The sequence below is a fragment of the Thioalkalivibrio sp. ALE20 genome (assembly GCF_000381405.1).
Lineage (GTDB): Bacteria > Pseudomonadota > Gammaproteobacteria > Ectothiorhodospirales > Ectothiorhodospiraceae > Thioalkalivibrio.
Window position 1 is genome coordinate 17,029 of record NZ_KB906472.1, and the last position, 12,456, is coordinate 29,484.

Genomic DNA, 12,456 nt, shown 5'->3' on the forward strand with positions numbered 1-12,456 from the left:
GCGGCGCGCGGACCGGTCAGGCGGGAGCGGTCCCGGCGGCCAGACGTTCGCTCGCGGGGAGCTGGATCTCGACACCCACGGGCAGATGATCGGACAGCGCAACGTTGTAGACCCGCATGTCGGACACGTGCAGGTCCGGGGTCAGCAGGATGTGATCGAACACCCGCTGCGGGTCCCAGGCGGGATAGGTGGCGGGGCAGGCCATGGGTTCCATCAGCCCGGTACGCGCGACGAGGCGGCGGATCTCGGGGCTGTCCTGCTGGCAGTTGAGATCGCCCATCACCACCGCGTGCGGCTGATCCTCGATGCGTTCGGCCACATAGTCCAGCTGCTGGCGACGCGCGCGCCGACTCAGCGCGAGGTGCAGCAGGAACAGCACCAGCTCCTCGCCATTCCCCATTGCATACCGCGCCTCCACCGCCCCGCGTCCTGGCAGCGGCCCGGGCAGGCTGTGCATCTGCACATGCACCGGCTCGATCCGTGAGAACAGCGCCAGTGAATGCTTGGCGATCTGGCCCAGATCACGGTTGATGCGGGTATACGTGTGGGGGAAGTCGGCACGGTCGGACAGCCAGCTGGACAGATCGACGAAGCGCGAGCGCAGACTGCCGCCGTCCAGCTCCTGCACGCCGACAATGTCGAAGTCGCGGATGAAGCGGGCGACGCGCTCCAGGTTGGTCATGCGTCCGCCGTACGGCAGCACGTGCTTCCAGCTGTTGGTGACGTAATGATGCAGACGCGATGAATGGATGCCCACCTGGGCATTGAAACTCAGCAGACGCAGTCGCTGGCCCGCAGCCTCCGGCTGCCAGACCAGACCACGGGCGGGTTCGCCAGGCTCCGCGGACGCGCCGTTTTCCGTCATGGTGTCATCCTTCCTGCCCGTCATCCCTCACGGGACTCCTGTTCAGAAGGGACAGACGAGATCCCCCAGGCGTTCCGTGAGCTTGAGATTTTCAGAATAGTCGACCGGACAGTCGATGACGGTGACTCCGGGGCGCGCCAGGGCGGAACGCAGGGCCTGTTCCAGACTGTCGCCGGGCTCGATGCGCACCCCTTCGGCCCCGAACGACCGGGCTAGGGCGACGAAATCGGGGTTGCCGAAGTCCACCGAGGCCTTGCGGCCATATTCGCGCACCTGCTTCCACTCGATCAGGCCATAGGCGCTGTCGTTCCACACCAGCACCACGAAATTCTGGCCCAGGCGCACGGCGGTCTCCAGTTCCTGCACGTTCATCAGGAAGCCGGCGTCTCCGGTGACCGCCACGACCTGGCGGCCGGGGTCCAGCGCGGCCGCGGCCACTGCCCCCGGCACGGCGATGCCCATGCTCGCGAACCCGTTGGAGATCAGACAGGTGTTGGGCTGCTCGCAGCGGAACATGCGGGCCATCCACAGCTTGTGGGCACCCACGTCGGTGATCACGACGGCACCCAGTGCGGCGGCGGTGCGCAGATCCCAGATGATCTTCTGCGGCTTCATCGGGACACCGGTGTCCTCCCGATGCTCGTTCATGTCGTCGATCAGCAACTGGCGCAGGGGCCGCAGCACGGTCTCCTCGCGCGGGCTGACCCGCTCCGCGAGATCCCGCAGACAGGTATCCAGATCGCCGATTACCTCGGCCTGGATGTCATAGTGGCCGTCGATCTCCGCCGGGGAGGCATCCACGTGGATCAGGGTGCAGTCACCCTCCGGGTGCCACAGTGACGGCGGGTATTCGACCAGGTCGTAGCCGATACACAGGACCACGTCCGCCTTGTCGAAGCCGAAGTGCACGTAGTCGCGGCTCTGCAGGCCCACGCTTCCCAGCGCCAGCGGGTGGCGGAACGGCAACACGCCCTTGGCCATGAAGGTGTTGGCCACCGGGATATTGAGGGTCCCGGCGAAATGCGCCAGGGCCTCGCTGGCGCCCGAGCGGATCACACCGTTACCGGCCAGGACCAGGGGATGCCGGGCTTGCTCCAGCAACCGTGCAGCGGCCGCCAGGGACGCCTCCGCGGGCACCGCCGGCGCCCCCGAGTGGACCGGCAGCGGCGCCACCGGGCAGGGCTGGGATGCCACGTTTTCCGGCAGCTCGATGAAACTGGCCCCCGGCTTGCCGCCCTCGGCCCACTTGAAGGCCTTGCGCAGGACCTCGGGCAGGATCTCGGGCTCCACCACACTGGAGGCGTATTTGGTGACCGGACCGAACAGCCCCTTGAGGTCCAGGACCTGGTGGGATTCCTTGTGCAGCCGATGGGTGCTGGCCTGGCCGGCGATGGCCACCAGCGGCGCGTGGTCCATGTTGGCATCCGCCACACCGGTGATCAGGTTGGTCGCACCGGGCCCCAGGGTCGCCATGCAGACCCCGGCCCGGCCGGACAGGCGGCCGTGGACATCGGCCATGAAGGCCGCGCCCTGCTCGTGGCGGGTCGTGACGAACTCGATCGGCGAGTCCTCGAGGGCATCGAGGACCGCCATGTTCTCCTCGCCGGGCAGGCCGAAGACCCGTTCGACCCCTTCCTGCTCCAGACACTGTACCAGGCGCCGTGCGGTAGTCGGCGACGGATCGGACATGCGGTCCCTCGAGGGTCGGGCCGGGGCGCTCAGCCCCGGGCCTCGGCGATCAGGTGATCGACGATCTCCAGCATCTGCTCGTGACTGGTGGTCATGCTGGCCGAAACCACGGATTCGCCGTTGACCACCATCGACGGGACGCCTTCCAGACGGTACTCGCGGACGCGCTCGGCGGAACGGCCGACCTTGCGCGCCACTTCGTCGGAACGCATGGCCTCGCGGAAGGCGTCGGCATCCTGATCCATCTGGTTGACGAACCGCAGGATCGCGCTCTCCGAGCGCATCTCGCGCCCCTGCTCGTGAATGGCGTCGTAGAAGGGCTGATGGATGGCATCCACGATGCCCAGTTGCTCCGCCGCGTAGTAGACCCGCGCGTGCAGGGCCCAGACATCGTTCAGCGGGGCCGGCATGTACTCGAATTCGATGTCATCGGACAGTTCGGCTTTCCACTCCTGTACCAGCGGCTCGAACGAGTAGCAGTGCGGGCAGCCGTACCAGAAGGCCTCGACGACCTTGATCCGTCCTTCGTCCAGACCGTAATCGACGGGCGAGTCCAGGCGCATGAAGTTGCGCCCCTCGGCGAAGTCGGCCAGCAGGCGGCCGGACGCCAGCAGGGCGCCCGTACCGGCCAGAGTTCCAAGAAACTGACGACGCTTCATTTACAGTTCTCCGTAGGAATGCAGACCGGACAGGAACATGTTCACGCCCAGGAAGGTAAAGGTGGTGACGAACAGACCGATGACCGCCCACCAGGCCATGCCCGGACCGCGCCAGCCCTTGGTGAAGCGCATGTGCAGCCAGGCCGCGTAGGTCAGCCACAGGATCAGGCTCCACGTTTCCTTCGGGTCCCAGGTCCAGTAGCCGCCCCAGGCCTCGGCCGCCCACATGGCGCCCAGCACGGTGGCGATGGTGAAGAACGCGAAGCCGATGGCGATCGCCTTGTACATCACCCCGTCCAGCGCATCCTTGCTCGGGATGCGGGCCAGCACACGGGAGTCGGGACGGGTGCGTTCCATGCGGTGGCGCACCAGATAGGCCACGCCCAGCATCGCCGCGATCGCGAATCCGCCGTAGCCGACGAAGTTGGTGGGCACGTGGATCTTCATCCACCAGCTGTTGAGCGCCGGCACCAGCGGTTCGACCATGTGGGCATCACGATCGAACATGTACCACAGCAGGAAGGTGGTGGAGGCCGCAACCACCAGCATCACGAAGGCACCCATGCCCCGCTGGCCGGTACGCTGTTCGTAGTACAGGTACATCAGCGCGATCATGGCCACCATCAGCACGAACACCTCGTAAAGGTTGGCGACCGGGATGTAGCCCCAGCTCGGGTCGTGCAGATAGATCTCGCGCCAGCGCACCATCAGGGCCATCAGCCCCGCACCCGCCGCGATCCAGGCGAAGGCCCCGCCAACGCGATAGGGGAAGTCGGAACGCGAGAACAGACCCACGGCATAGGCAACCGTGGAGAGGTAGACCATCACGCTCATCCACATCACCCCGGCCTGGCCGGAACCGATGTAGTTGAGCCAGAACACGCTCTCGCCGCGCGCCAGATCATCCCCGTACAGCCAGACCCCGAACAGCGAAAGCGCCGCCACGATGACGGAGAACAGCTGCCAGGGCCGCCAGAACCAGCCCAGCCAGGCGCTCATGCCGGCCGCGAGGATCAGGCCGCCGGTGTCGTAGCGGTCCATCATGTGGCCGTACATGGCATAGGCCGTGACCGCCACCGCCAGGACCAGGGCCATGTAGGCCCAGTCCCGCAGAAGCAGCTGCCGGAAGAATCCGGGCCGTTCGAAATCCAGGGCCTCGTGGGGTACAGACATGGGGCGCTCTCCTCCGACTGCGTGCGACTTAGTCGTTCTTGTTGGTTGCAGAATCCGGCGATTCATCGTCGCCAACGTTCTTCTGCTCGATGATCCACCGTTTAAGATGCGCGAAGCGCTTCTCGAATTCCACCCGGTGACGGTTGCTCGTGCCCGCCATCACCACGTGGGTGCCGCTGCCGTCCTCGTTCGGACGTGCCACGATCCACAGACGCTGGTAGGACACGTAGAACATCAGGAAGATCCCGATGATCAGCATCAGGCTGCCGGTGTACACCGTGCTTTCGCCCGGTGCCTTCGCGATCTGCAGGCCCGAGGCCTCGCGATGGTCGAAGTCGTCCAGGCGGAAGAAATACGGCGAGCCGTAGAAGTTGAGGGCATTGATGGCCGAAACGGCATCTTCCAGCCAGCGCTGTTCCGCCTCGGTGATCGCCACCACGCCTTCTTCCTCCAGGACTTCCATGTACAGGCCCTGGAGCCCGGAGTTCAGGACCTGGAACAGCAGGCCGCCGAGCTGCTCGCGCTGGCCTTCGGGGATGCGCTGCTCGATCTCGGCGTCCACCGCAGGGTAACCGCCTTCGGCGAAGGTCTGCATGAGCATGCTGACGGTGCGCGCGATCGCCTGGCGCCCTTCTTCTCCGCCCATCATGTCCTCCGAACCCCGCGCGGCCTGCTGCGCGACGGCCATGCGGACCTCGTCATCGTGAAGCATGGTCAGATAGGTGCGGAAGCGATCCAGGGAGTCATCCGCGTCCGCCGGGATGAACAGGTAGGAAAATTCCTCGGCCGGACTCTCGCGGACACCGCTGAGGAAATATTTCGCCCCTTCCTGCGGGATCGGATTCTGATAATTGCGGTAATAGAGTCCCGCGCCGGTGCGGTCCACCAGGCGGAAATCCACGCGCGGGCCGAGGAACACGTTTTCTTCCTCGCCCTCCTCGTTGAGCAGCGCCTGGGTGTTCACCACGGAAAAGTCGATGAACTCGATCGTCAGCTCCTCGCCGCCGGGGGCCGGGATATCCATCTCGTCAAAGATCCGGCCCGGAAAATCCACGCCGCGCAGGGCGCCTGCGCCGAGCGGGATGGCCTCCATTTCGAGACGCGTACCGCCGTCGGCGAAGCTGGACTGGTAGATCGCATAGCCATCGTAGATCAGCGGGTCGTTCACGCTGATGGTGGCGCGCAACGGTTCGTCGCGCTCCGGATCATGGATGACCAGATCGCTCTCGTAGGACTGCTCGGCGCCGGTCGAGAAGCGCTGGATCCGGAATTCCTCCAGCTCCACGCGGAACGGCAAATCCTGCACCAGATACCCCTCGCGCACCGGCAGGAAGACCACGTTGGCCGAGGCCCCTTCGGGGATCTCCACGCTGCCGCGGAACGACGGGTTGCTGACCGGGACGCGCGAGATCTCGGGCACCTGCGACTCGGGGATGGAACGGGTCTCGATCTCCACGTTGCCCATCCACTCGTTGACCTTGAGCAGGAACTGGCCGTCGAGCAGCGCGCCCACGCAGATCACCACGATCCCCACGTGCGTCAGCATGTAGCCGAGGCGGTTCCAGCGCCCCTTCATCGCGGCGACGACCGTCTCGCCGTCTCGCGTCTTTTCCCGCGCCCGGAAACCCTGGGCCTTCAGAACCCGGCGGGCATGGGCGAGGAAATCCTCCTGCGACTGCCCCAGATCCCCGGTAGAACTGGCCGGGAAGGAACGCAGGGACTTTTCCTTCACCTGCAGGTTGTAGCGGCGCAGGTCCTTGAGGATACCCGGCGTCTGGCGGTAGACACAGAAGGCGGTGGAAACCACCAGGAAGGTCACCACCAGCAGGAACCAGGTCGCCGAATAGACCTGGTAGAGCCCCATCCCGGCGAAGATCTCGTGCCAGAAGGGCCCGAACTGGATCAGGTATTCGGTGTACGGCTCGTTCTGCACCAGCACGGTGCCGATCACCGAGGCGATGGCCAGGGCCACCAGCAGGGTGATCGCGAGGTTCATCGACCCCAGGAATTCGACGATGATCCGGCTGCGGCGCGGGGTCCGGGCCTGACGGCCGGACGAGGACTCGGAGCCCGTCCGGTTGCTGCGTTCGGAGGCCCCTGCGGGCTGATGGGATTCTGCCATGTTCAAACCTGCGTTAATCGCCCCGAATGTGTCGGGACGCGGTCGGAAATTCAATTTCCACGACATTCCGCACGGACGCTGGGTTCCGGCGCTGCGTGAAGGGCGCGGGACCAGACGTCCCGTCTTCCGACTTCATTCCAGTGTCCGGGTTCCCCCGGCATTCTCCGGGCCCCGAAACGACAAGGGGGCGGCCAAAGCCGCCCCCTCGTAAACCGGACGAACCCGGAGCACCGCTGCGCACCCGGGCCGTACGTACCGTGCTCAGTTCGGCTGCAGGCCGGCTATGTACTGGGCCACGGCTTCCATGTCTTCATCCGACATGTTGCCGACGATGCCGCGCATCATCTGGCCGTTGTCGTTGCGACGTTCGCCGTCACGGAACTGCTGCAGCTGGTCCAGGCTGTAGGTCGCGTGCTGACCGGCGACCTTGGGGAACATGGCCTCCGGATTGCCCTGGCCCTGGGCGCCGTGGCAGGCGATGCAGGCGGCCACGCCTTCCGACGGGATGCCGCCGCGATAGATCTGCTCGCCGCGGGCGACCACGCTCTCGTCCGCGGTCTCGGTCGTGATGCTCTGCTCGGCGTAATAGGCCGCCAGGTCCTTCATGTCCTGCTCGCTGAGGTCGGCGACCTCTCCGGCCATCAGGTTATTGTAGCGGAGCTCGCCATCCTGGAAGTCGCGCAGCTGCTTGGCCGTGTACTTCGGGTGCTGCCCGGCCAGCTTGGGCCACTCGGGATTGGTGCTGTTGCCGTCGGCCTGGTGGCAGGCGGCGCAGGACTGCGAGAGTTCCTGACCGCGCTGGGGATCGCCCGCCTGGGCCGCCGAGAGCGGGAGCATCAGGGAGACGGACAGGGCAGCAAAGAGAGCGGAAAGCTTGTGGTTCATGGTGGAGAATCTCCTGCTTGTATATGCGTGCCGGGCCTCGACCCGTTCCTTGTGCCCCGTGTAGAAGGGCGATCAAAATCTGGGGCGCAGTTTATAGCACAACGCCAGGGAACCCACAAAAGTTTCCCACTGTCCCGCTCAGCTCAGGATGATTTCGATCATGCAACCTCGTTTTCGTGAAACCGCCTTTTCCCGGGGTGTCTCCCGCCTCGACCAGCTCCCCGCGGACCAGGGGGTCGAGATCGCTTTCGCCGGGCGTTCCAACGCCGGCAAGTCCAGCGCCCTCAACGGTCTGTGCGGGCGCAAGGCCCTCGCACGGGTGGGACGCACTCCGGGTCGCACCCAGGAAATCAACATCTTTACGCTGCCGCCGGCGGAGGACTGGCGCCTGATCGACCTGCCGGGCTACGGCTACGCGAAGGTCTCCGCGAAACAGCGCGAACACTGGGACCGGCTGCTGGGCGGGTATCTGCGCCGACGCCAGTGCCTGGCGGGGCTGGTGCTGATCATGGACATCCGCCGCCCGCTGACCGACCTGGACTGGCAGATGCTCGAATGGACCGGCGCGAACCGGCGGCTGCACTGCGTACTGACCAAGGCCGACAAGATCTCGCGACAGGAAGCCGAGCGCCAGCTGCACGCCACCCACGCACGTCTGGAAGAGGCCGGAATCGAGGCTTCGCTGCAGACCTTCTCCGCGCTCAAGAACCAGGGCGTCGACGACCTGCGCGGGCTGCTGGCGGAATGGCTGGAGGAGGAAACGGCAGAGGACGGGGACAGCGGGGCCGAAGAAAGACCGTGAACAAAAAAGTGCCCCGATCCCGGGGAGGAGGATCGGGGCAACAGCGACCTCGACAGGGGGAGGCGAGGTCTTCCCGCTCAGGGAGAGAAGCGGGGAACGCCGGGCCACGGCGCTCACCCCTTATGACGCTTGACCGGCCGTGAAGTTCCCGGTCCTTCTACTGTCGGACGGGAATGCGTCACAACCCGGGAAAGCGCGCGCAACCGCGGCCCTCACTCGCGTTCCGCATGGGCCTGCAGGGTCGCCACCAGTTCATCCGCCGAAGTCCCGTGCGAATGGATCTCCAGCAGGTCGCCCTCCGGCCCCACCAGGTAGGTGGACGAGCTGTGATCGATCACGTAGCCCATCGCGGACTGGCTGTCGGTCTTCTCGTAGAACACCCCGTACTGCTCCACCACCGGCTCCAGCGCATCGTGCGGGCCGGTGGCCGCCTGGATCCGGGGATGGAAATGGTCGGTGTATTCCGCCAGGTGCTCGCGGTCGTCACGCTCGGGATCCACGCTAACGAACACCGCGCTGACGCGGTCCTCCAGCGACTCGGGGAGCTGCTCCAGCGCCATCCGGATCCATCCGAGGCTGACCGGGCAGGCATCCGGACAGGAGGTATAGCCGAAATAGAGCCACACATACTGTCCTTCCAGATCGCGCAGATCGAAGGCCTCCCCCTCGGTGGAGACCGGCAGCTGGAACGGGCCGCCGGTCACCCGGTCGGCCACCGGGATGTCTTCGTGAGTGGCGGCCTCGCCCGCGGGGGGCTGCCCGGGCACCAGCCATACATACAGCAGCAGCGCGGCCGCGGCGACGGCGGCCAGGGCCCACAGGAGGGTGGTCAGGGGAAGTCGGGACATCGTGCGCAATCCTCGGTGGAAGCCCGTACGTCAGTGGTCGCGGGCGGTCACGAAGCGATACTGTACCCGCGCGGCGTCGCCGTCGCCTTCCGGCAGCACGGTCGCCGCCCAGGTCATCGCCTCGGTGGTGCAGATCGGCAGGGTGGTGGTGCCGGCGTATTCACCCGGGCCCACGCGTTCCAGGCGCGGGCGCTGGAAGCCCATGTACATCTCCACCCCGGCAAAATCCAGCTCGATCCATTCGGGGTCGCGCCCGTCGTGCCCGACATGCCGCAGATGCAGCTCCAGCTCCCGCAGCATGGGGACCGGCCGCGGGGTAATCTCGAGGGTCATCTCGCCTCCCTCGGGGTGCTGAGCGGTACAGGCCCCTTCATTGAGATCGCAGATCTCCGGGGTCACCACCACGACATCGTCGCCGCCGCCCCCGCCGGCCAGGTAGCGGTCCGCCGCCACCCAGCCGGCCGCCAGCAGCAGGCCCGCGACCAGCCACGGGGCCACGCGGTTGAACCCGCGGGCCAGTGATTCGAGATCCGCCATGCTCAGCCTCCGGCTCCGACAGGAGCCTCAGTGGGCATCATCCCAGTTATCTCCGACGCCGATGTCCACCAGCAGCTCGACATCCAGCTCGGCCGCCCCGCCCATCGCGGCGCGGGCCCGTTCGCCCAGGGCCTCCACTGCATCGTCGGCAACCTCGAACACCAGTTCGTCATGCACCTGCATGATCATGCGGGCATCGAGCCCGTTGCCGTCCAGGTCCCGCGCCATGCGCACCATCGCACGCTTGATGATGTCGGCCGCGGTACCCTGCATCGGGGCGTTGATCGCCACGCGTTCGGCCTGCTGCCGGCGGGCCCCGTTGCGGCTGTTGATCTCGGGCAGGTAGAGCCGGCGCCCGAACAGGGTTTCCACGTAGCCCTGCTCGCGCCCGCGCTCACGCGCCCGCTCCATGTAGTCGTGCACGCCGGGATAGCGGTGGAAATAGCGGTCGATGTACCCCCGCGCCTCGGCCTGCTCGATCCCCAGGTTGCGCGCCAGGCCCCAGGCCGACATGCCGTAGATCAGGCCGAAGTTGATCGCCTTGGCCGCGCGGCGCTGCTCGCTGCTGACTGCCTCCGGATCAGCGCCAAAGACCTCGGCCGCGGTAGCGCGATGGATGTCCAGCCCGTCGGCGAAGGCCTGCAGCAACCCGGCGTCCTGCGACAGGTGGGCCATGATCCGCAGCTCGATCTGCGAATAGTCGGCCGCCAGCAGGCGGTACCCCGGCTCGGCAATGAACGCCCGGCGGATGCGCCGGCCGGCCTCGGTGCGCACCGGAATGTTCTGCAGGTTGGGCTCGGAGGACGACAGGCGCCCGGTCGCGGCGCCGGCCTGGTGATAGGAGGTATGCACCCGCCCGGTCTCCGGGTGGATACGCCGCGGCAGGGTCTCGGTATAGGTACTGCGCAGCTTGGACAGGCCGCGGTGCTCCAGGATCAGCCGCGGCAGGGCGTAGTCGTCCGCCATCTGCTCCAGCACGTCCTCGGCGGTGGAGGGCTGGCCCTTGGGCGTGCGCCGCAGCACCGGCAGGCCCAGGCGCTCGAACAGGATCTCCTGAATCTGCTTGGGCGAGCCGAGATTGAACTCGGTACCGGCCTCGTCGAAGGCCTCGCGCTCGATGCGCTCCATCTCGCTCAGCAGCTCCTGGCTCTGCTCGCCGAGCAGGTCCGGGTCCACCTTCACGCCGGCGCGCTCGATGTCCGCGAGCACCGGCACCAGCGGCATCTCGATCTCGCGGTAGACGAAGGCCGGGCCCTCGGCCTCGTTCAGGCGCGGCCGGAACAGGGCGTCCAGACGCAGGCAGATGTCCGCGTCCTCGCCGGCATAATCGGTGGCGATGCCGACGTCCACCTCGGCGAACGGGATCTGTTTCGCCCCCTTGCCGGCCACGTCTTCGTATTTCGTGGTGCGGTGATCCAGATGGCGCTCGGCCAGGGAATCCAGGTCGTGCCGGTTGGCGCCGGCGTCGAGGCAGAACGACTGCAGCATGGTGTCATCGACAATGCCGCGCAGCACGATGCCATGGTTGCCCAGCACGTTGCGGTCGTACTTGAGGTTGTGGCCGAGCTTGCCGTGTTCGGCCGATTCCAGCCACGGCCGCAGGCGCTCCAGGGTCGCCTCGCGCGGGAGCTGCGGATCGGCATCCGGACCGCTGTGGGCCAGCGGCAGGTAGTACGCGGTACCCGCCTCGAACGCGAAGGACATACCGATCAGCTCGGCCCGCATTGCCTCCAGGCTGCTGGTCTCGGTGTCAAACGCGACCCGCGCGGCGCCCTGCAGGCGTTCCAGCAACTCCGTGAATGCCGCCTCGTCCCGCACGGTGTGGTATTCGGCCGCCTGCCCCGGATCGGCATTCCCGCCGCCACCGGAGGCATCGCCCCCGGCGTCGCCGCCTTCCAGCTCCGCCCGCCAGCGGGAGAACCCGTGGTGGCGCACCCGCTCCAGCAGCTGCTGCGAATCGGGCTCGCGCAGCTCGAGGTCGTCGGGGCCCAGCGGGAGATCGACATCCCGGCGCACGGTGATCAGCTCGCGCGAGGTCGGCAGGCGATCGGCCGCGGCGCGCAGATTCTCGCCGATCTTGCCGCCGATCTCGTCGGCCCGCTCGAGGATGGTGTCGAGGTCGCCGTACTTCGCGATCCATTTGGCTGCAGTCTTGGGCCCGACCTTCTCGACCCCCGGGATGTTGTCCACGCTGTCGCCCATCAGCGCGAGGTAGTCGACGATCTGCTCCGGCTCCACGCCGAACTTTTCGCGCACGCCGGCGGGATCCAGCACCGTCCCGCTCATGGTGTTGACCAGGGTCACGTGGCCGTCCACCAGCTGGGCCAGGTCCTTGTCCCCGGTGGAGATCACCACATCCTGCCCGGCAGCCGCGGCGCGATCGGCCAGGGTGGCGATCACGTCATCCGCCTCCACCCCTTCCACGCACAGCAGCGGGAAGCCCATCAGCTGCACCAGCTCGTGCAGCGGCTCGATCTGCGCCGCCAGCTCCTCCGGCATCGGCGGCCGGGTGGCCTTGTATTCGGGGTAGATCTCGTCGCGGAAGGTGGGCCCCTTCGCGTCGAACACCACCCCCATGCGCTCGGGGGCATAGTCCGCGCGCAGCTTGCGCAGCATGTTGGCCACGCCGTAGAGCGCCCCGGTGGGGTGGCCGTCGGGGGCGGTCAGCGGGGGCAGGGCGTGGTAGGCCCGGAACAGGTAGGAGGAACCGTCGACCAGGACGAGCGGGGCTTGCGACATCATGCGGATCCGGCTGGGCTTGCGAGGGAAGCATTCTAGCAGGCTGCGGGCCCCGGCCCGAGCAGCGCCGGCGCGATTTGTGCGGCCGTCGGGCCACGGTTAGTCTAGGCGCCCCAGAGTGCAAAGAACGCGCCCCC

10 protein-coding genes are annotated in these 12,456 nt (G+C 66.9%); 1 reads left to right on the forward strand and 9 read right to left on the reverse strand.

The annotated features are described in order from the left end of the window. Window positions 1-16: 16 nt before the first annotated feature. From F790_RS0103420 to F790_RS0103445, 6 genes are all read right to left on the reverse strand, one after another. The gene (locus F790_RS0103420) at window positions 17-865 is read right to left on the reverse strand and encodes an endonuclease/exonuclease/phosphatase family protein (protein ID WP_019022514.1); all 849 of its coding nucleotides are present in this window, start codon (window positions 863-865) and stop codon (window positions 17-19) included. A gap of 42 nt (window positions 866-907) precedes the next feature. Next, window positions 908-2,554, reverse strand: a complete 1,647-nt coding sequence (locus tag F790_RS0103425; protein ID WP_019590843.1) for an acetolactate synthase large subunit — start codon at window positions 2,552-2,554, stop codon at window positions 908-910. A gap of 29 nt (window positions 2,555-2,583) precedes the next feature. Next, entirely contained in the window at window positions 2,584-3,213 is a 630-nt protein-coding gene (locus F790_RS0103430) for a thiol:disulfide interchange protein DsbA/DsbL (protein ID WP_019590844.1), read from the reverse strand. Further along, window positions 3,214-4,386: a c-type cytochrome biogenesis protein CcsB gene (gene ccsB / locus F790_RS0103435; RefSeq protein ID WP_018868934.1), complete on the reverse strand. Its 1,173-nt coding sequence runs from the start codon at window positions 4,384-4,386 to the stop codon at window positions 3,214-3,216. 28 nt (window positions 4,387-4,414) lie between these two features. After that, a complete protein-coding gene (locus F790_RS0103440; protein ID WP_019590845.1) occupies window positions 4,415-6,508 on the reverse strand; it encodes a cytochrome c biogenesis protein ResB in 2,094 nt (697 codons plus the stop codon). Window positions 6,509-6,769: 261 nt separating this feature from the next. Then, window positions 6,770-7,393: a cytochrome c gene (locus tag F790_RS0103445; protein WP_019022518.1), complete on the reverse strand. Its 624-nt coding sequence runs from the start codon at window positions 7,391-7,393 to the stop codon at window positions 6,770-6,772. 160 nt (window positions 7,394-7,553) lie between these two features. On the opposite strand from F790_RS0103445, the gene yihA reads away from it, so the two are divergent. Further along, a complete protein-coding gene (gene yihA / locus F790_RS0103450) occupies window positions 7,554-8,195 on the forward strand; it encodes a ribosome biogenesis GTP-binding protein YihA/YsxC (RefSeq protein ID WP_018868931.1) in 642 nt (213 codons plus the stop codon). A gap of 212 nt (window positions 8,196-8,407) precedes the next feature. On the opposite strand, the gene F790_RS0103455 is transcribed toward yihA, so the two are convergent. From F790_RS0103455 to polA, 3 genes are read right to left on the reverse strand one after another with little or no spacing between them, the layout of a single operon-like run. After that, the gene (locus F790_RS0103455; RefSeq protein WP_018868930.1) at window positions 8,408-9,043 is read right to left on the reverse strand and encodes an SCO family protein; all 636 of its coding nucleotides are present in this window, start codon (window positions 9,041-9,043) and stop codon (window positions 8,408-8,410) included. Between the two features lie 30 nt (window positions 9,044-9,073). Next, window positions 9,074-9,580 (reverse strand): hypothetical protein, encoded by a 507-nt coding sequence (locus F790_RS0103460; RefSeq protein ID WP_019022521.1) that lies wholly within the window; start codon window positions 9,578-9,580, stop codon window positions 9,074-9,076. Window positions 9,581-9,607: 27 nt separating this feature from the next. Further along, complete coding sequence (polA, locus tag F790_RS0103465; protein ID WP_019590846.1) at window positions 9,608-12,319, reverse strand: DNA polymerase I; 2,712 nt, start codon at window positions 12,317-12,319, stop codon at window positions 9,608-9,610. Window positions 12,320-12,456: the final 137 nt, after the last annotated feature.